14 protein-coding genes and 1 pseudogene are annotated in these 20,798 nt (G+C 59.7%); 10 read left to right on the top strand and 5 right to left on the bottom strand.

Annotated elements, in window-relative coordinates; genetic code table 11:
* Window positions 1-146 precede the first annotated feature (146 nt).
* The 5 genes from gpmI (at window position 147) to AGA_RS06665 (ending at window position 6,383) form a co-directional block, all read left to right on the top strand.
* The gene (gene gpmI / locus AGA_RS06685; protein ID WP_059023575.1) at window positions 147-1,685 is read left to right on the top strand and encodes a 2,3-bisphosphoglycerate-independent phosphoglycerate mutase; all 1,539 of its coding nucleotides are present in this window, start codon (window positions 147-149) and stop codon (window positions 1,683-1,685) included.
* Window positions 1,686-3,104, top strand: a complete 1,419-nt coding sequence (locus AGA_RS06680; protein ID WP_083503571.1) for a murein hydrolase activator EnvC family protein — start codon at window positions 1,686-1,688, stop codon at window positions 3,102-3,104.
* A gap of 182 nt (window positions 3,105-3,286) precedes the next feature.
* Complete coding sequence (locus tag AGA_RS06675; protein ID WP_059023573.1) at window positions 3,287-4,735, top strand: S41 family peptidase; 1,449 nt, start codon at window positions 3,287-3,289, stop codon at window positions 4,733-4,735.
* 26 nt (window positions 4,736-4,761) lie between these two features.
* The gene (locus tag AGA_RS06670; RefSeq protein WP_059023572.1) at window positions 4,762-5,877 is read left to right on the top strand and encodes a divergent polysaccharide deacetylase family protein; all 1,116 of its coding nucleotides are present in this window, start codon (window positions 4,762-4,764) and stop codon (window positions 5,875-5,877) included.
* Window positions 5,877-6,383: an RNA pyrophosphohydrolase gene (locus AGA_RS06665; RefSeq protein WP_059023571.1), complete on the top strand. Its 507-nt coding sequence runs from the start codon at window positions 5,877-5,879 to the stop codon at window positions 6,381-6,383. Before AGA_RS06670 ends, AGA_RS06665 begins: the two co-directional genes overlap by 1 nt.
* Before the next feature lie 79 nt (window positions 6,384-6,462).
* On the opposite strand, the gene AGA_RS06660 is transcribed toward AGA_RS06665, so the two are convergent.
* The 5 genes and pseudogenes from AGA_RS06660 to AGA_RS06640 form a co-directional block, all read right to left on the bottom strand.
* Window positions 6,463-8,040 carry a DHA2 family efflux MFS transporter permease subunit gene (locus AGA_RS06660; RefSeq protein WP_059023570.1) on the bottom strand — a complete coding sequence of 526 codons (1,578 nt, stop codon included), beginning with the start codon at window positions 8,038-8,040 and terminating at the stop codon, window positions 6,463-6,465.
* Window positions 8,037-9,056, bottom strand: coding sequence for an efflux RND transporter periplasmic adaptor subunit (locus AGA_RS06655; protein WP_231945728.1), 1,020 nt, complete (start codon window positions 9,054-9,056; stop codon window positions 8,037-8,039). Before AGA_RS06655 ends, AGA_RS06660 begins: the two co-directional genes overlap by 4 nt.
* 332 nt (window positions 9,057-9,388) lie before the next feature.
* A pseudogene (locus AGA_RS06650) lies at window positions 9,389-11,172 on the bottom strand (ABC transporter ATP-binding protein).
* Window positions 11,173-11,219: 47 nt separating this feature from the next.
* Window positions 11,220-12,443, bottom strand: a complete 1,224-nt coding sequence (locus AGA_RS06645) for a CCA tRNA nucleotidyltransferase (RefSeq protein WP_059023569.1) — start codon at window positions 12,441-12,443, stop codon at window positions 11,220-11,222.
* The gene (locus AGA_RS06640) at window positions 12,430-12,939 is read right to left on the bottom strand and encodes a DUF1285 domain-containing protein (protein ID WP_408735971.1); all 510 of its coding nucleotides are present in this window, start codon (window positions 12,937-12,939) and stop codon (window positions 12,430-12,432) included. The genes AGA_RS06645 and AGA_RS06640 overlap by 14 nt, the downstream gene beginning before the upstream one ends.
* Before the next feature lie 191 nt (window positions 12,940-13,130).
* Here AGA_RS06640 and AGA_RS06635 point away from each other — a divergent pair, with 191 nt between their 5' ends.
* The 5 genes from AGA_RS06635 to AGA_RS06615 all read left to right on the top strand — a co-directional run bounded on the left by AGA_RS06635 (window position 13,131) and on the right by AGA_RS06615 (window position 20,734).
* On the top strand, window positions 13,131-14,150 hold the full coding sequence (locus AGA_RS06635) for an AAA family ATPase (RefSeq protein WP_059023567.1): 1,020 nt from the start codon (window positions 13,131-13,133) through the stop codon (window positions 14,148-14,150).
* A 4-nt stretch (window positions 14,151-14,154) separates the two neighbouring features.
* Complete coding sequence (locus AGA_RS06630) at window positions 14,155-15,153, top strand: DUF58 domain-containing protein (RefSeq protein WP_231945726.1); 999 nt, start codon at window positions 14,155-14,157, stop codon at window positions 15,151-15,153.
* On the top strand, window positions 15,150-17,915 hold the full coding sequence (locus AGA_RS06625; protein WP_059023566.1) for a DUF4159 domain-containing protein: 2,766 nt from the start codon (window positions 15,150-15,152) through the stop codon (window positions 17,913-17,915). Before AGA_RS06630 ends, AGA_RS06625 begins: the two co-directional genes overlap by 4 nt.
* Window positions 17,912-20,071, top strand: a complete 2,160-nt coding sequence (locus AGA_RS06620; RefSeq protein WP_059023565.1) for a hypothetical protein — start codon at window positions 17,912-17,914, stop codon at window positions 20,069-20,071. Before AGA_RS06625 ends, AGA_RS06620 begins: the two co-directional genes overlap by 4 nt.
* A gap of 69 nt (window positions 20,072-20,140) precedes the next feature.
* Window positions 20,141-20,734 (top strand): ankyrin repeat domain-containing protein, encoded by a 594-nt coding sequence (locus AGA_RS06615; protein ID WP_083503570.1) that lies wholly within the window; start codon window positions 20,141-20,143, stop codon window positions 20,732-20,734.
* Window positions 20,735-20,798: the final 64 nt, after the last annotated feature.

The raw sequence follows: 20,798 nt of genomic DNA, 5'->3' as shown, positions 1-20,798 counted from the left end.
TTGGTGCAAAAAGGGGGTGTGGAGCCTGTTCCACACCCCCTTTTTGGTACCCGTATCCCCCCGGTCTTCTGGCCTCTTTATCTTCCCTGCATTTTGGTGGCATTATTCATGCCATAACCAAAAAACATAAGAAGAGGCCCAACTCCATGACATCCACCCTTACGCCGCAAAAGCGCACTGCCATGCTTGTCATTCTGGACGGTTTTGGCTGGCGCGAAGACTCGTCGGACAATGCCGTCCAACTGGCCAGAACACCCAATTTTGACCGGCTATGGCAGAACAATCCGCACAGCTTCCTGCGCACGAGTGGGGAGGATGTGGGCCTGCCCAATGGGCAGATGGGCAATTCGGAAGTTGGGCACCTGAACATTGGGGCCGGACGGGTTGTTATGCAGGAACTGCCCCGCATTTTCAGCGCCATTCAGGATGGAAGTCTGGCGCGCAACCCAGCCCTGACCGATTTTATTGCCACGCTCAAAAAAACCGGGGGCACATGCCACCTTATGGGGCTGGTCTCAGCCGGTGGGGTGCACTCCCATCAGGACCATGCGGCTGCTCTTGCGCGCATTGTCAGCGATGCCGGTGTGCCGGTCTCTTTCCACCTGTTTACGGATGGGCGAGACACCGCTCCCCGCTCGGCGGCAACCTACCTGCAACACCTCCGCGCGGCCCTGCCAGCCAGCGTGCAGCTTGCCACCATTTCTGGCCGGTATTACGCCATGGACCGCGACAAACGGTGGGACCGGGTGGAAAAAGCCTACGACGCTATGGTCTGCGCCACCGGCCCGCAGGCCCCAACCCCAGAAGATGCCATAAGCAACGCTTACGCGCAGGATATTTCGGACGAATTTATTCTTCCAACCGTTCTTGCTGGCTATACGGGTATGCGGGACGGGGACGGTATTCTGTCCTTCAACTTCCGTGCGGATCGCATCCGTCAGCTTATGGATGCCCTACTGGTACCGGACTTTGCCGGTTTTGTGCGCACTAAGGTCATAAGGTTTGCCGCTGCCCTCGCCATGACCCATTACAGCGATGCGCTAACGGATTACCTGACCGTCCTCTTCCCCCCGGAGGAACTCACCAACCTGCTGGGTGAGGTTGTCGCCCACGCCGGGCTGCGCCAGCTCCGTATGGCGGAGACCGAAAAATACCCGCACGTCACCTACTTCATGAATGGCGGGCGCGAAAAACTGTTTGAGGGTGAAGACCGTATTCTTGTGCCCTCTCCCAAGGTCGCCACCTACGACCTACAGCCCGAAATGTCCGCCCCGGAACTGACCGACAAAGCCGTAGCCGCTATTAACAGCGGGGAATACGACCTGATTGTGCTCAACTTTGCCAATCCGGACATGGTCGGTCATACCGGCGTGCTGGCTGCGGCCATTACAGCAGTGGAGACCGTCGATACCGGGCTGGGACGTATTGCGCAGGCACTCAAAGAGCAGCACGGTGTGCTGCTGGTCACAGCCGACCACGGCAACTGCGAAACCATGAAAGACCCGCAGACGGGTGGCCCGCACACCGCGCACACGCTGAACCTTGTGCCGCTCATTGTAGCGGGTGCCAACACCACCAAGCTGCACGATGGCGGTAAACTGGCAGACCTTGCCCCTACCCTGCTGGATATTCTGAACCTGCCCAAACCAGCCGAGATGACGGGCGTGTCCCTGCTTGCACACTGAATGACCACCCCCCGGCCACCTTTTCCTCCCGCTATACGTCCATCTTCTGGCAAAAGGCTGGCCGGGGCTGCATTATGGCTGGGGAGCTGTATGCTTCTGGCCTCCCCGGTCTGGTGCGCTGAACACAAGGAAGTGGCCCATAAAAAAAGCCACACCACCAGCACAAAAAACACACACGCTCCGAGCACCCCGCAGATGGACCATCTGCCTGTACGCGGCAGGCAGGTCCGCTCCGTCCAGCAGGCACAGGCTGCGGTGGAAGCTGCACGCGCACAACACAAAGCCATGGAAATGGAAAAGGCCCGGCAAGCCGCTGCCATTGAGGCCTCCCGACTAAAAAACAACGCAGCGCAGGCCGCTGCCGCACAGGCCCGCAATCAGGCTTTGGCTCTGTCGGCTGCATCGGTTACGGCCACAAGCCAACTCCATGATACGGAGCAGCAAATTTCCGACCTGAGCGACCGCATTAGTTCGATCCGGGATGAACAGACGCAGCTTCAGGCCTCCTTGCGCAACAACGCGCGTGCCCTTGTCCCTATTCTGCCATTGGCCGAGCGCCTGTCGCTCTATCCGTCCGATACACTTCTTGCTGCCCCGGTACCCCAAGGGGACGCCGTAACGGGGTTTCTGGTCCTCCGCGGGCTGTCCCGACAAATGGAGGTGCAGGCACAGGCCATGCGAGCACAGCAGGCGCGACTGAGTGCGGTAGATACGGAACTTTCCGCCCAGTACGCGACCCTTGCCGGGCTAAAACAGACCCAGAGCCAGCAACGTGATGCCGTGCGCCAGCAGGCCGCGCAGGCCCGCATTGCCCAAAAACAGGCCAGCAAGGTCGCCCTGAGCGCCGCACAGCAACTACAGGCGGCCACCCAGCGCGCTTCCAGCCTACAGGATGCCATTGCCCGGCTAGATGCGCTGGAAAACAAGGCCCGTGATGCCCTGCAACGCGAGATTGCGGCAGCCGAGCAGGCCCATCAGGCCGAGCGGGTCCGTGCAGCCCGCCAGCAGGAAGCCAGCCTGAACGGAAACGAAGGGCCGGGGCTTGCCGCACGCAGCTCTGGCTCCGGCGCACAGCCTGTTGCTGGCCGCCTGATTTCCGGCTGGGGCGCCCCCAGCGATTCCGGGCCTGCCACAGGTATGACTTACCGCACCCCGCCCGGTGCGAGCGTGCGGGCTCCCTGCTCGGGCAGTGTGGACTTTGCGGGGGCCTTCCGCAGCTACGGGCAGATGGTCATTCTGAATTGCGGGCGCCACTATCGCTTTGTTCTTGCCGGGCTTTCCGAGTTGAGTGTGGATACCGCGCAGAGTTTGACAAAAGGCGCTCCGCTGGGACACATGAATGCCACAGGCAGTTCCGCCACACTTTTCATCCAGTTGCGCAATGGGCAGAAAACCGTCAACCCGGCTCCGTTTCTGTAAAGAGTAAGGCGGGTTGCGTTCTGGAGTAGTTTCCCTCTGTTGCGGAACACGCTAGTCTTGCGCATTATGCCGGTTGCTTAGGCACCGTTCGCAATGCCCCCGGCCCCAACCGGCGCGCGCATTTGAAAAGACAGGAAGAACAAGCGCACGGGCCACAGCCCTGCGACAGGAGACAAGATCGCATGAAGTTCCGCACAGGTCTGATGCTCGGCGCCGCAGCCATGACCGGCCTTGCCCTGACTTTTCATCCCGGACACAACAATGGCGCTGGATTCCTGGGCACACCAGCTCAGGCAGAAAACGCTACCCCGGATGCCTCCCCCACCACCAACCATGCCGAAACCTATCGCCTGCTAACGCTGTTTGGCACGGTGCTGGATCTGGTCCGGGCTGACTATGTTGAGCCCGTTTCCGACCGGGACCTGATCACCAACGCCCTGAATGGTATGCTCAGCGGTCTGGACCCCCACAGCTCATACATGACGCAAAAGCAGTATGATGACATGATGGTCCAGATGAAAGGCGAGTTTGGCGGCCTTGGGCTGGAATTGCAGCAGCAGGACGGCCACATCCGGGTGGTCTCCCCCATTGATGGCACACCGGGCTTCCGCGCTGGAATCAAGCCGGGCGACTACATTATTGCCGTGGATGGCCACACCATAGATGGCACCCCGCTAGATGAAGCCGTTAAAAAAATGCGCGGCAAAGCCAACACCAAAATTACCCTGACCCTTGTGCGGGAAAAAACGCCCAAGCCCATTACGGTCACGCTCACGCGGGAAATTATCCATATTGATGTGGTTAAATCCGCCCTGTACGACCGCATTGGCTACCTGCGTATTGCCCAGTTTAACGAAACCACGGAAAAAGAGCTGCTCAAGGGGTATAACAGCCTCAAACAGCAGGCTGGCGGCAAACTGGGCGGCCTTGTGCTTGACCTGCGTAACGACCCCGGTGGTCTGCTGGATCAGGCGGTAGAGGTTTCCTCCAGCTTCATTCGGTCGGGTGAGATTGTGTCCACCCGCGCACGCCATGCCAAGGATAGCCAGCGCTGGGATGCCCATGGAACGGACATTACAGATGGCCTGCCCATGGTTGTGCTGACCAATGGCGGCTCCGCCTCCGCGTCGGAAATTGTGTCTGGCGCATTGCAGGACCACCACCGCGCCGTACTGGTTGGTACGCGTACCTTTGGTAAAGGCTCCGTCCAGTCCATTATCCCCATTCCGGGTAACGGCGCTGTACGTCTGACCACCGCGCGCTACTACACCCCATCTGGCCGCTCCATTCAGGCGCTGGGCATTACCCCTGACATTATTGTCAAGGAAACGCGTGAGGACCCGGCGTTCAGCCTGCGTGAAGCTGATCTGGAACATATCCTCAAAAATCAGGGGGGCAACCAGACCAAGGCGCAGCCACGCACGGACCTGCCCGCCATTGCCAAGATCATTCCTGACCAGCCCCCGGCTAACTGGCCAGAGTTCGAGTACAACAAACCGGCTACGGACTTTCAGCTTCAGGAAGGTCTACGGATTGTGCGCTCTATGGCTGGTCTGCCTGCCCCTGACCCCACGGCCTCCCTGCCACCGGTCAAACCCGCAGCCAAGGCCGATTGTCCGGCTCACAACTAACGCATAGCAGGTAAAAGGCAGTGGTCATGCGTACTCCCAGCCTATGGCAGCAGCTTCCGGCTAACGGCCGGTTGTTCATCCGCTTCTGGGGGGGCTGCCTTACGGCTACCGCTGCACTGGCCCTTGCCCTACAGGTTATGGGTCCTCCCCACCAGATTGCTGGCGGGGAGGACATTGACGTCTCCGCAGAAAACGGAAACCGGGGCGAGGCCGGAGTTGCGCATCTGGTTAACATTCCGCCACCACAGGCCAGCCTGCTGGAAAAAGCTGCCGGACCGGGCGGCTTTCCTCTGCCCAAACGGGGACCACATAACACCCTGCCCCGGCAGGTTTATGCGGCTCCTCATGTAGAAGTTCCGCCCGGCACACCCATGGTGGCGTTGCTGATTGACGGTGTTGGGCAGTCTGACGACCTGACCAAAGAAGCCATTTCCTCCCTCCCCGGTCAAATATCCCTCGCTGTCTCCCCCTACGTGGCTGACCCCGATGCCATTATGGAAGCTGCACGCCAGCACCAGCACGAACTCCTGCTCTCCCTGCCTATGCAGGGCGAAAGTGGTAAAGCCGCTGATGCCAGCAAAGACGCTCCAACAGACAGTGAAGGCCCTAAAGCTCTGGGCCTCCTGCTCTCTGCCCAGCAGAACATGGATAACCTGAACTGGTCCCTGTCTCATCTGGCGGGTTATGTTGGCGTGACCAATGCGTTTGATGGGCAGAATGGCGGAAGCTTCCCCAATTCCAGCGGCTTCAAACCTATCCTGACCGTGCTGGACCAGCGTGGTCTGCTGTACCTGAATGCAACGCCTGAAACGCGGATGGACAGCAGCGATGCGGTAGGCTCCGCTGATGTTGCGATCAATACCGACGAAGATATTGTCAATATTGATATCCAGTTGCTCAAACTCCAGCAGCTTGCCCGCCAGAATGGCCGCGCCATTGGTGTGCTGGGCCCCTTGCGCCCCGTTGCGCTGGCTTGCCTGCGGGCATGGCTGCCGCACCTCAAGGACGTTGGCATAACACTGGTGCCAGTCAGCCAGCTTATTTTGCCGCCAGACCCGGCCAGTCAGCCCCAGCCGGCCAATAATGGGCAGATGCGCGTCAACCTTTCCAACCCAATGCCTAACATGGGGGCGCACCGTTAATGCCAGTGGACCCGAACAGCCTACCTTACCGCCCCAATGTCGGCGCTCTGATTTTTAATGCAGAGGGCCGTGTTTTTATTGCCCGTCGTACGGATATGCCGGGTGCTGGCGGCCCTCTTTCGGAAGGGACATGGCAGTGCCCACAGGGTGGGATAGACGAAGGGGAAGACCCCCGCACTGCGGTATTGCGCGAGGTGGGGGAAGAAATCGGCACGGACCGTGTTACCATTCTGGCCGAACACCCAGACTGGATTCAATACGACCTTCCTGATGCCCTGATTGGCCATGCCCTTGGTGGCCGTTACCGTGGACAAACCCAAAAGTGGTTTGCCTTGCGGTTTACCGGCACAGAATCCGACATTCAGCTAGATAGCCACCTCCCTGCTGAATTTGACGCATGGATGTGGGTAGATCTGGCATCTTTGCCTAGCCACTCTGTCGGTTTTAAAAAACCCATCTATGAGAGACTGGTCAAAGATTTTGGCCAGTTTGCTGTTGCGGGCTAAAACAAAAATTTAGGCGGTTGGGAGAGGCATATCTCTCCCAACCGCCTTTTTTTTATGTACAGTCTTACTTCGTTTTTATTCAGTGTGCTCCACGTGCTTTTCCATCTCCACGCAAAGGAGAAAGCAGGAAGCACAGCGGCACGCACAAAAATGCGCCAATCCCCAAAATCATGAACACCTCATTGTAGGACAACATGGCAACCTGCCGCGTAAATTCCTTAAACAAAGTGTGCTGCGCTACGGAATCCGCCAAGCCTTCTGGCGCACCACGGGCCAGAGCAACCTGCCGCACCTGATCCTGATACGCATTGAATGGCTCATGAAACGGCGTCATCCACTGCACTGTGTAGGACTGGTGCGCCTGCTTGCGCTCCATCAGCAGCGCCGTTGCACCCGAAATAGCCAAAGACCCCAAAACGTTACGCGCCATACTGAACATGGCTGAAGCATCGGGGTTCAACCGCTCGGGAATAGTCGAATACGCAATGGTGGACAGAGGCACAAACAGGAAGGCAAGGCAGGCCGTCTGGCTCATACGGAAAAGCATAAGGTGCTGAAAATCCAGCAACGGCAGCAACTGGGCAGAATAGAACAGGGCTATCCCCATAAGTCCAAAACCTATGGCAATAACATTGCGCACGCTGGTCATGGTCATAAGCCTGCCCACAATGGGGATAAGCACAATAACGGCTATACCACCGGGGGACAGCAGCAGGCCGGACAGTGTCGCCGTGTACCCCATAACCTGCTGAGCAAACTGCGGCACCACAATGGCCGAGGCATACAACAGTGCCCCCATGGCTCCCATAAGAGCCGTACCGACAGCAAAGTTCCGGTCTTTAAAAACCCGCAGGTCCACAGCGGGTTTATCCGTATGAAGCAGCCAGAAAACTGCCCCTGTCAGACCCAGAAAAGCCAGAACGCCCATAATGCGGATAAAATTGGAGCCAAACCAGTCCGCATCTTCCCCGCGGTCCACCATAACTTCAAGGCAGCTAAACCCAAGGGTAATCAGGCTGATACCAATAACATCCACGGGGGCCTTCTGCTTCCGCGCCCACGGCGGGTCTTCCACAACGGCCATAACCCCAAGGGTGGTCAAAAAACCAAATGGCACGTTAATGAAAAAGATCCACCGCCATGAGAAGTTATCCGTAATCCACCCGCCCAAGGTTGGGCCAATAACCGGCCCCACAACCGCAGCAATGGCTGTAAGCCCAAAAGCTGCGGCACGTTTAGCGGGAGGGAAGCTGTCCAGAATAATGGATTGCTGGTTAGGTTGAAGCCCCCCACCAAAAAACCCCTGCATAAGCCTGAAAACAACCAGCTCACCCAGACTGGTCGCCATACCGCACAAAAAGGACGACACGGTGAACATGGTAATACAGATGAGAAAATAGTGTTTGCGGCCAAACACTTTTCCCAACCAGCCCGAAATGGTGAGCACAATGCCGTTGGCAACCAGATAGGCCGTTAGCGTCCACGTTGCATCATCATACGTGCTGGAAAGGCTGCCCGCGATATGCGGCAGGGAAACGTTGACAATGGTGGTGTCCAGAATTTCCATGAACGCCGCCATGGTCACCACAAAAGCAACCGTCCACGGATTATGCTTTGGCTTCCACCCTGCTGCTGCTGCGTCAGCCTGTCCGCTCATGGAGCAACCTGCCCGCCGTTATCCTCACCACCACGAGGCGGGGCATCGGAATGGCCTTGCGTATCCACATGAACAGTCGGTTCAACAGACAGACCAAGAGCCAGCGGCTGGTCAGGGTCCAGACCTTCATCAATCAGGATTTTAACAGGTAAGCGCTGCACAATCTTGACGTAGTTGCCAGTCGCATTTTCGGGCGGGAACGCACTAAACGTTGCCCCTGTGCCTTTTTGCAGGGAATCAATATGCCCGTGCAGCTTGAGGCTGGGGTAAGCATCAACCCGAATGTCCACCTTCTGGCCGGGGCGCATTCTGGTGACCTGTGTTTCCTTATAGTTAGCAACAACCCAGACTTCTGGCTCAACAATAGCAAACAGGCTCTGCCCCTGACGGACATAGTTGCCCTGTTCAATATTACGCTGCGAAATCCAGCCATCATGCGGGGCACGGATAACGGTCCATTCCACATTCAGTGCGGCGGACACCAGAGCGGCCTGCGCCGCCTTGACCTGCGCTTCCTGCTGCGAAATCTGCACAGCTGCGTTTTCAATATTCGGCTGCACAGGTTCCGCCATTTGCACGGCACCTTCGGATGCCATAACGCGCGCCTGCGCTGTTTCCAACGCAGCCTTGGCGTAATCTATCGCCTGCTGGGACGTTGCAGCACGCTCAACACCGTGCTGGCGGCGGTAATCCGTCTCCGCCTTGAACAACTGGGCTTTAGCATCGGCCAACTGCCCCTGAGCCTGCAACAGCTTACCTGGGAATTCCAGCAACGCGACACGGTGCATCATATCGCTCGCCTGGGCCGCAGCCTGTGCATTGGCCAACTGAGCGGCAGCTTTGTCCCTATCCGCTTCCCAGTCGCGCGGGTCAATACGGGCAAGAACCTGCCCTTTGCGCACAAACTGGTTATCGTTCACCAGCAGTTCGGTCACATAACCGCTCACATGCGGCGCAATGGTAATGGCCCGGCCTGCGGTAAAGGCATCATCCGTTTCCACCTCATTACGGGTCATGAACCAGTAAAGGCCCCCCGCAACAACCAGACAGCCCACAACGCCTGTTAGAATAGCCTTACCCCGGCCGTTCTTTTTTTGGCCTGCGGCTGCTGCTCCTGAGCGTTGTTCTGCTCCTCCGTGCCGGATGATGAAAAAGACTGTTCGTTATGGTCGTCGGCCATTCTGTTCCTTGCCCTCTCAAACACATCCTGCGCAGCGTTTTTTTTCGGCCAGCACCGCTGACCGACCAGTTCGGTCAGTATGTGGCACGTTCATACCTACGCATCAAGCGCCACTGTGCACCAGATGCCGATAAATTCTTTTTATAATGCAAAACCCCGGCCCGAATCCTAGCGTTCCAACCCTTGGGTGCGGACCAGCCGGGCATACAAACCATCCTGCTGAATTAACGTATCATGCGTACCACATTCCACTGCGTGCCCGTCCTTCATCACCACAATCATATCTGCCGAGCGCACGGTGGACAGACGGTGCGCGACCACAAGAGTCGTGCGCCCCTTGCGCAACGTAGCCAGCGCATCCTGCACCAGTGCTTCGTTTTCACTATCCAGCGCGCTTGTGGCCTCATCCAGCAAAAGCAGGCGTGGGTTGCGTAGCAGGGCGCGCGCCAGAGCCACACGCTGCCGCTGCCCGCCAGACAGGCGCTGCCCGCCCGGCCCCACAACCGTATCGTACCCATTAGGCAGCGCCAGAATAAACCGCTCCGCCGCTGCTGCACGTGCCGCAGCGGCAACCTCCGCCTCCGATGCGCCGGGGCGGCCAATTAGAATATTTTCCCGCACGGACAAATCAAACAGAAGCGGGTCCTGGCTGACATAGGCCATACTGCCCCGCAGACTTTCCAACTGCACATCCCTTAGGTCCATGCCGTCGAGCAGAATACGCCCGGATGTCACATCATGCAGGCGGGGCACAAGGGAAAGAGCCGTTGACTTACCGCCCCCCGATGGCCCGACCAGCGCCACTGTACACCCCGGTTGCGCATCAAAACTCAGATGATCAAGACCCACGCGACCATCGGAATAAACGAATCCCACGTTATCAAACACAAGGTGGCCATCCCCGGCGGGAAGAGGGCGGGCATGAGGGCTGTCGGTTACCGCTGGGGGTTCATCCATCACCGCAAACACGCGCGCAAGCCCTGCAAGCCCTTCCTGCAAAGCGGCGTTTAGTGCGCCAAGCGCACGTAATGGGCGGGACGCCAGCAGCAACGCAGCCACAAAACCGGAAAATCACCCAGCGTTGCACCACCCATAGCAGCCCGCCAGCCAGCAAAACCCAGCACGGCGGCAACAGCGGCCCCACCCAGCGCCTCCAGCAGAGGCTCTACTTTGGCGCGACCGCGGGTAATCCGCAGCATGGCATGATACAGATGACCAAACGAGAGCACGGCCCGGGCCCGCTCGCTTTCCTCCAGCCTGTAAACCCGCACGGTACGAGCCTGCGCAAAACTTTCGGTCAGAAACGCCGCCGTTTCCCCTACCCGCTCCTGCATCCCACCCGAAGCACGCCGTACGCGCTTGCCTAACCGTTGGATCGGCACAGCCGCTACGGGGTACAGTATGGCGGCAATCAGGCTGAGTTCCCAATCCATATAGAGCATGGACACAATCAGCCCCACGACCGTAACCACATCCCCCATGGAATTAACGGCCCGAATCATGGTGTCCCGGATGGAAATGACATCCGTGGTAAACCGCGCGGCAAGCTTGGCCGGAGCCTCGCGCTCCACATGGGCGATATCGGTCGTAATCAGATGTTCAAACATCTGCTCCTGCAACCCACGGATCACCAGCAGCACCAACCCCTGCGTTGCCAATGTCTGCGCATATTGCGACAGGGCCTTGGCGAAGGTGATGACCACCACCAGCATGGGCACCTGATACAGAATACGGGAATCCCGGCTTGCAAACATATCCAACGCCCGTTGGATAACCAGCGGATAAAGCGCGGTAAGCGATGCCGTCAGCACTGTAAGCACAATAACAGCAACAATAAGCCCGGAATGCTGGCGCACCTGCGTACGCCACAGCCTTTTCAGCAAAGTTTGCGTATCATTCGGCGTTATTGTGCTGGACGGCAGGGAACGGGAGGCATGTGGCTGGGACGTCATGCCTCTTTCTCTACCAGTCTATTTGCCCTGCATGTAAGAGGCCGGGGTCAGCTTTGTTCCGCTTTTGCGCCCAGAAGGTGCTTTATCTGCATCCGGCAGGCTTCCGCCCCTGCACGGCACCCTCCGTCCAGCCACCACTGGCGGACAAGCCCTATAACCCGCCCTATTTCTGGCCCAGCCTGCCCACCCAAGGCGACAACATCCCGCCCGGCAACAGGGAAAATCGGTGGCGCAATGTGCTGCAACCTCTGCCTAAGCTGTGCAAACGCCGTATTTTCATCAGGCGTTCTGACCTGTTCCGCCTGATGCAGCCATACCCGCCCCTCCAGCACATCATAGGGTTCATCCGCCAGAAGACGCCGCAGATCATCATCCGCCATGCCCGGTTCGGGCATGGGAGTAGCCTGACCAAATGCCCGGACCTGCCCGGCTTCAGCGCGGGAGAACTTCAGACGACGGGCCACAGCGGGTGCGTCCGTGCTCAACCCTACCAGCCTGAGCACTGCGTTGGCTGGTGCGCCATAGTCCAACAGACGCAGGCACCGCGCCAGTGCCCGCCCCTCCGGCAGAATACGCGCCAGCACACCGGTCTGATCCATATAGTGCAGAATAGCCGCCACGTTTGGCCCGGTCAGAATCCGCCGCAATTCCATCCATATCCGCTCGACGGACAGGCCATCCAGCAAGGCAGCGCCAGATGCTATGGCCTGCATGGCCTGCTGGTCCGGCTCGCCTTGCCCGTAGCGACCATAAAACCTGAAAAAACGCAGGATACGCAGCGCATCCTCTTCTATTCGCGTGGCTGCCTGCCCCACAAAACGCACCTGCCCGGCCGCCAGATCCGCCTGCCCGTCAAAATAGTCGTACAGCTCATCGGCCTGATCGACCGACATGGCGTTTATGGTAAAATCCCGCCGCTCGGCATCCTGCCGCCAGTCCTGCGTCCAGCGCACAACGGCATGTCGTCCATCGGTTTCCACATCACATCTGAGGGTGGTGATTTCGTAAGGAATCCCCTCCAGCACGGCTGTAACGGTGCCATGTTGCAGGCCGGTCGCCACCACATGGATGCCGTGCGCCTGAAGGCGCTCCATAACCTGCGTGGGTGGTTCAGGCGTAGCCAGATCAATATCGGCAATGGGTCGCCCAGCCAGCAGGTCACGCACAACGCCGCCGACTAGCCGCATGGCGGGCAAAACCGTCCATAGCCGCGCCAACGCCGCCTGCTGCTGTGCGTTCAGCCTGCTGATAATGGGATTATGCGTCTCCATCATCGACCGCCATACGCGCAATGGGGAAAAAGCGGCCGCAGCTCCAGGCCCCCATGCAGGGCACACCCTGACAGGCTCCCGGCTCGGCCAAGGCAGCCAGTTCGTACCATACCGCGCGGGACAGACGTGCTTCCAGCGGGTAACGCCCATCCCCCTGTCGCACGGTCAAGTATGGCGGGCATCCCTCCGGGCAGGCTTCGGCTGGAACATCCCACAAGGTCCGAATCGGGTGTTCGGCATCCGCCACCACCACCTCGTCCATATTGGTGCGGAAACAGAGGCGCTGCATCCGCCCCACACCGCTCCAGTCCAGCTCCACCGCCAGAAAAGGAACATCCTCAACCTCAATCAGCCCGCTCTCAAACGGTGTACGCAGCAGGTACGCACCCTGCTTGTCCCGCGTGAGGAGGGAGCCAAACAGGCAGGACATAGCCTTCCGCTTGATTTCGGAGCCACGGTAAAGCCACACGCCATCCCGCCGGACCAAAAACGGCAGACGCCTGTTTTCCGCCTCATCGGGGCTATCGGTCCCGTGCTTATCGTGGCACGAAAGGGCTTGCGCGTTGCCCGCCTGTTCACCTTTCACTGACTCACCATCCTGTTAATGCGTGTCCTTGTGTTGTGCACAATGATATAGGGAGCTTACCCCGCTTGATGTAAGCCCTGCATGTAATTCAGACTGGATCCATGACCACATCAGACGCACCGTTCCCGGCACAACAGCCTTCCTCCCCCCCAGAAGTAAGGGAGGCAGATCGTATCTGTGAACGGCTTGCCGCCGTCCAGCAGGAAATTTCAACCGTCATTTTCGGGCAGGATCAAACAATCCGCCAGACTCTGACCACTGTTCTGGCTGGTGGCCATGCCCTGCTGGTTGGGGCTCCCGGTCTGGGCAAGACATTACTGGTGACCACCCTTGGCACCGTACTGGGGCTAAACGCCCGTCGCGTACAGTTTACCCCCGACCTGATGCCCTCCGACATTACGGGCAGCGAAATTCTGGATGAGGATGCCAGCGGCCACCGCAGCTTCCGCTTTGTGCAGGGGCCGGTGTTCAGTCAGTTGCTGATGGCGGATGAAATAAACCGCGCAAGCCCACGCACCCAGTCCGCCCTGCTACAGGCCATGCAGGAACACCACGTCACCGTAGCGGGGGTGGAATACCCGCTGCCCCGCCCGTTCCACGTTCTGGCAACACAAAACCCCATGGAGCAGGAAGGCACCTACCCGCTCCCCGAAGCGCAGCTTGATCGCTTCATGCTCCAGATCGGGCTGACTTTCCCCGATGCCGGTTCCGAACGCGCCATGCTGCTGGCAACAACCGGCGCGCAGGACAAACGCGCCCAGCAGGTTATAGATGCGGCAACCCTTATGCAGGCGCAGGACCTCGTCCGCCGTATGCCGGTAGGGGAAAAAGTGCTGGACGCTATTATCAACCTTGTCCGCGCAGCACGCCCCCAGAGCACGCCCGACGCCACCCTGCGTGAGCAGATTGCATGGGGCCCCGGCCCCCGTGCAGCACAGACACTCATGCTGGCCACCCGCGCCCGCGCACTGCTGGACGGCAGGCTCTCCCCCGGTCTGGAAGACGTCGCGGCACTGGCCCGCCCCGTACTGGCCCACCGTATGGCGCTAACTTTTGCCGCCCGGGCCGCGGGCGTAACACCGGAAGATATTGTGGCCCGGCTGGTCAAGACTCTGGGCTGACCCTGTGAGCCGGTCCAGATCGTTCCCCAACACTGTGTGGCGCTGGCTTTCTGGCGAACATAACGCTGAGGCTGGCGGGTACGCAGGAGGGGGCCAAAACACAGCAACCCCGCTTGCCGCCACGGCGGACATAGCGTGCCAAGCCCAGACACTGGCCACCCGTATGCCAGACCTGCTGCTTCATGCCAGCCAGATGGCCACCACCCTTGCCTCTGGCCTGCACCCCCAGCGCCGCGCGGGGTGGGGAGATACATTCTGGCAATACAGGCCCGCACAGCCGGGGGAACCGGTTAACCGGATCGACTGGCGCCAGTCCGCCCGCACCGCCCGCGCCCATGTGCGTGAGACAGAAGCCGAAGCCGCGCAAACGATCCTGCTGTGGTGCGATTTTTCAGGTTCCATGCAGTGGCGGTCCACCAACACGCTGCCCGGCAAGCTCGACCGTGCCGTTCTGCTCTTGCTCAGCATGGCCGCACTCCTGCTGCGCAATGGTGAGCGGGTGCAGCTTCTCTCCCCTACCGGCATTACACCTCTGCCGCCTGCCTCTTCTGCGCTAGAACGTCTGGCTCTTGGGCTTTGCACACTAGCGACCAACAGCCACGCAACAGATGCGGCTTTGCCTGCCCCCATTCTGGTTCCACGGCGTGCACGGCTGCTCCTCGCCAGTGATCTGCTCTGCCCCGAAGCTGCGTTGCAGGATTGCCTGCGCCAACTGGCGGCCCACCCGGCCCGCGCCTACCTGCTCCATATGACCGACCCGGCAGAAAACACATTGCCGTATTCCGGTCGCACCGAATTTTCGGGCCTTGAGCAGGAGGCACCGCTGGAACTGCCCCATGTGCAGAGCCTGCGGGACGATTATGGAAACCTTGTTGCCGCCCGCACCCACTGGCTTGACCAAACCACAAGCCGCTCCGGCCACTCCATTGTGCACCATCAGACCGATATGGCCCTGCTTCCCACGCTACTGGCACTCCATGCCCAGATGAGCCAACGCGTATGATTTTTCAGTCCCCCATCCTGCTGTCTGCCCTGATTTGCCTGCCATTAGTCTGGTGGCTACTCCGCGCCACACCTCCGCGCGCACGCCAGCAGGCTTTTCCACCCATTGCGTTTTTGGCCAGACTGCACCCGAAGGAAACAGAGGCGGCACGTTCTCCCCCGTGGCTTCTGCTGCTCCGCCTTCTGGCCATCAGCCTGCTGATTGTGGGTTTTGCGCGCCCGTTTATTCCCGGCAACCGTGAACAGGTGCTAACCCAAGGGCCTGTTCTGCTGGTTCTGGATGATGGCATGTTGAGTGCTGTGGACTGGGCCGAGCGCATGGCAACCGCGCAAAGCATTGTGGATGATGCTGAACGCACACGCTCCAGCCTGCTTGTCATGGGGACAGCGCCTCAGGCGGATGAGGCCGCAGGCCCGACCGCTCCTGCCCCACAACCGGCCGCCGCCGTACGGCAGATGCTTAACAGCCGCCACCCCAACCCGTGGCCAACAGATCGGGAACAGGCTGCACAGCATATCCTGCACCTGCCTGCCATACCCTTTGCCCGGATTGTGTATCTGGCTGATACCGTGGCCACAAAAGGGGATAATGCTTTTGCACAGGCCCTTCATGCACGTGGGGCTGTGCAGGAAATCCGTTTTTCCGCACAGGCAAACATGGCGCTTGTACCCACCCCCGTGACAACGGATGGTGTGATGGCGCGTCTGATTGTGCAGCCTTTCAACCAACCTCGCCTTTTGCACGTAGCCGCCCGTGCAACGGATGGTGGCACGCTGGCCGTGGTCCCCGTACCAGTTGCCGCCAACGCCACGCAGGCGGATGTAAAGGTCAATCTGCCCGTTGCCGTACGCAACCGGATAGACACTCTCAACGTGCAGGGTGTTGCCAGTGCGGCCACAACCGTCCTGCTGGACGAAAATACGCGCCTGCGCCCGGTTGGCCTGTTGTCCACGGGGGGAGCAGATACGCCTCTGATCGGTTCCATCTTCTACCTTCGTCGCGCACTGGCCCCGCTCTCCGACCTGCATGAAGGTAATCTGGAATCCTTGCTCAGCCGCCCGTTATCCGTGCTGATTGCACCTGATGGAACACTGGCTGGCGCCCAGAGCCAGAAAACCGTTCTGGAATGGATAAAAAACGGCGGAACACTCATCCGTTTTGCAGGACCAGCACTTGCTGGCAGCCAGCATGATGCAGACACCCCGGCCCCATCGGACACAACGCAGAACCTCCTGCCCATCCCCCTGCTAGATGGTGCACGCCAGCTTGGTGGTTCCATGACGTGGGGCACCCCACAGCAGTTGGCTCCGTTCGATCAGACATCCCCGTTCAGAGGGTTAAGCATTCCCGGCGATGTCACGGTCTCACGTCAGGTATTGGCCAGCCCATCTGCAGATCTGGAGCAACACGTATGGGCGCGGCTGGCGGATGGCACACCACTGGTAACCCATGCCGAACTGGGCAAGGGGGAGGTTATTCTGTTCCATGTCAGCAGTACTGCGGACTGGTCCAACCTGCCTCTATCCGGCCTGTTTGTTGCCATGCTCCAACGCCTGACCGAACACGCCAACGGATTGAGCATTCCGGCAGACAACGCCATGTTGGCCCCGGCCATAACACTGGATGGTGAAGGCATGGCGGGACCGCCTCCCCCAACAGCGCGTGGCATACCGGGCAATGTGTTTGCCACAACATCCGTCTCTCCCACTCACCCTCCCGGCCTGTATGGCCCCACGGATGGACGCAGGGCACTTAATGCCGCCAGCGGGATAGATAGCCTACAACCTGCCGCACCGGTCGGCACCATTACGGATTCCTCCGGCCAGCAGGCAGATAAGCCGCTAGGCCGCTACTGCCTGCTGGTCGCCCTGCTGCTGTTGCTGCTGGATGGTCTGGCAGTGGGCCTTATGCGGGCGGGAAAACTCCCCGTACATCGGGGGGCCGCACCGTTGCTGGTCCTGTTTGCCGCACTGTGTGCAACACCCCACCCCGCGCACGCACAGAACTCTGATACCAGCGTAACAAACCGGGTGCCCGCCGCTGCGCTGGAAACCCGGCTCGGATACATTGTTAGCGGGCATGAGGATGTGGACGAAGCATCCCGCCAAGGGCTGCAAGGCCTATCTGACTTTGTAAATGCCCGTACATCCGCCGTTATGGGCCATCCGGATGCCGTGCACCCCGGCACGGATGACCTGAGCTACTACCCCCTGCTGTATTGGCCAATTACGGCAGACGCCACCACCACCCCGGCTATGACCGCAGCGTTGAACACCTTTATGGCCCACGGCGGTATTCTGCTGATAGACACGCAGGGGCAGGATAGCAGCAACAGCAATGCCGATAGCGGATTTACAGCGGATGCACCGGGCACCAGTGCGGCGCTACGCCGGGTCACAACCGGTCTGCTGGTTCCTCCGCTAGTGGTCATGACCGATCACCACCTGCTGGCCCACACCTTTTACCTCCTGCACGATTTTCCCGGCCGGTATGCAGGCCAGCCCATATGGGTCGCCAAGGAAGGCGATGCCGAAAATGATGATGTCAGCCCGGTCATTATTGGCTCTGCCGACTGGGCGCACGCATGGGCTGTGGACGGCACGGGCAACACACCGTTTGCCGTTATTCCCGGCGGGAGCGACCAACGGTTGCAGGCCTACCGGTTTGGGCTGAACACCGTTATTTACGCCCTGACCGGGAGCTACAAGGCTGATCAGGTACACGTGCCCATGCTCCTCAAACGGCTGGAGGACAGACCATGAGCGCCATTCCTGCCTCCCTTGGTGTGGCACCTTTGGTGCCTTTATGGCTGCTGGCCATACTGGGGCTTCTGGCGCTGCTTCTGTGTAGCTGGGGTCTGTTCAGCCGGAGCAAAGGGGCCTTCCTGCGATTGGGAGCCGTGGGCATTGTGCTGCTGTGGCTGGTTGGGCCGCAACATTACCATGAGCAAAAACGCTCACTCCCCCAGACGGCCCTGCTCGTCGTTGACCAGTCGCCTTCCATGGCGCTTGGCCAGCGTGCCGCCATTGCCCGGCAGGCAGCCGATGCCCTTGACCACACCAAGGTGCCGGGGCTGAGCATCCGCACCGTAACGGTGCGCGGTAACGGGCATGATGGCACACGGCTGTTTGACGCGCTTGATCAGGCTGCGGCAGATATTCCAGCCGCCCAGTTTGCCGGGGCGATGATGGTTACGGATGGCGAAATTGCGGATGTCCCCACCACCATACCGGAGCGCCTGCGCCCTGTGCTGGACAATGGGAACCGCGCCACACTTCCCTTACACGTTCTGCTGACCGCCAGTGGGGAAGAAAAAGACCGCAAGCTAAGTATTCTGGAAGCCCCGCCCTACGCCATTGCAGGCCAGACCGCCAAGCTACGCGTTCAGGTGGATGATATGGGACCGGGCACACAAACCGGCACACCAGCAGACCTGACTGTGCGGATTAACGGAGAAGAACCACAGCATATTCCCGTCACCAGCGGCACCGCGCAGGAAATTACCGTGCCCGTGACCCAGCCGGGGCCTTTGCTTGTCAGTCTTTCCGTCTCTCCCCTACCGGGAGAAGCCTCCCCGCTTAACAACCAGACCGTGGCGCATATTACCGGCATTCGGGACCGCCTGCGGGTGCTGCTCATTTCAGGCACGCCCAACCAAGGCGAGCGGGTCTGGCGCAGGCTGCTCAAGGCTGACCCATCGGTCGATCTGATTCACTTCACCATCCTGCGGCCACCAGAAAAAGACGATGGCACCCCCCTGTCTGATCTGGCGCTTATTGCCTTCCCGGTGCGGGAGCTGTTTCAGGAAAAGATCAACCAGTTTGATCTGATCATTCTGGATGGTTTTGAAAACAGGCACATTCTGCCCCACAGCTACTTGGAAAACATTGCCAATTTTGTACGCCGCGGTGGGGGGCTTCTGCTCACGGCCGGTCCGGAATTCATTGGTCCCGGCTCCTTGCAGGATACGCCGGTGGGGGATGTCCTGCCTGCCCATGTGGTGCCGGACCAGAGCAGTATGCTCGTCAACCGCTTCCGCCCTACGCTGACCGATACCGGGCGCAGGCACCCTGTTACCGCCTCTTTGCCCGGCGCACCCGGAACCACCGCCGGACAGGACGCCCTGACCAGCGCCACGGCCGTACCGGGCATGTGGGGCCCATGGTACCGCGCTCTGCACCCGGACACCACTCATGGTGAAGTGCTGATGAGCGGCCCGGACAACAGCCCCCTGCTGGTGCTGGACCGGGTCGAACAGGGTCGGATTGCCCTGCTGCTATCCGACCAGATCTGGCTATGGTCACGCGGTGAGGACGGAGGCGGCCCACAGGCGGAACTCCTCCGGCGCATTTCACACTGGCTGATGAAGGAACCTGAGCTGGAAGAGGAGCAGCTTACAGCCAGCATGACCGCCAACACGCTGCGGATAACCCGCCACAGCATAGACGCGCAATCCACCGCCAGTGTCACGCTCACATCCCCTTCCGGGCAAAGCCGCACCGTGGCCCTGCATCCGGGTGATGTGGCGGGCACACAAACGGCCAGTGTCCCCGTAACAGAATCCGGCATCTGGCGTATTTCCGATGGCACACATACAACTTATGCCGCCCCGGAGCAGGACAACACGCGGGAGATGACCGACCTCCGCGCCACTGCAACCCGTGTTGCAGACATAGCCAAAATGACGGGAGGCGGCATTTTCTGGCTGGGTAACACCAGTGCCGCCATGCAGACGCCAAGCGCCCGTCTGGCTTCGTCTGGTTCGTTACATGGAACAAACTGGCTGGCTTTTGCCCAACGGGACGCGCATCTGGTAACGGGCAGAACGCCTGTGCCGTTGCTCCCCGCTCCCCTCGCTATGCTGCTTGCTCTGGCGCTGCTGTTTGCCGCGTGGTGGCGGGAAGGCCGGACCCGATAGAACCGGGCCGTCTTTTCCACTCCCGTGCGGTGTGATACGCTAAAGGTCACCTGTATTAATGGACAGACAATGACCCGTTTTTCACGCCTTGTTTCATCCGCTCTGCTGTTCAGCAGCCTTGCCACGTTTGTTGCGGTTCCGGCACTGGCTGATGAGGCCGAAGAGCAGGCTGCGGCCGCAGAAGCTGCTGAAAAATCGGAAAGCAGTAAGGCCGCCAAACGGGCAGCCCCCCCCACAGCCATTCCCGGTGCTGAAGGAGGCGATGATGAAGCTGGTGAAGGCGGCGGACACCCCAACAAGGATGTGGAACCCACAGTAGCACTGTTCGAAGCCATCAACCGGGGGAGCGTCTCCTCCGCGCGTGATGCCATCAACCGTGGTGCGGACCTGAATGGCCGGAACATTCTGGGGCAGACACCTCTTGATATGTCCATCGACCTGAACCGCAACCCCATTACCTTCCTGCTGCTGTCCCTCCGGAATTCAACCAGCATTCAGGGTGGTGACAGCTTGGGGAGTGTGACCACTTCCGGCCTGCATGTCGGTGGTGGCAGCGCGGATATTGGGGAAGAACCCGCCGACAAGGCGCATGACCCGCATTATGACCGCACGGGTGGCACAGCCCAGCCTGCCATTGGCTTTCTCGGCTTTGGTGGCAGCTAAACTGCCCATTTAAAATAACAGCATAAAAAAAGGGGCGCATAATGCGCCCCACTTTTTATTACTC

This window comes from Acetobacter ghanensis, assembly GCF_001499675.1.
Classification (GTDB): Bacteria; Pseudomonadota; Alphaproteobacteria; order Acetobacterales; family Acetobacteraceae; genus Acetobacter; species Acetobacter ghanensis.
The sequence above is the reverse complement of the archived record's forward strand: the minus strand, read 5'-3'. Positions and strand labels throughout refer to the sequence as shown.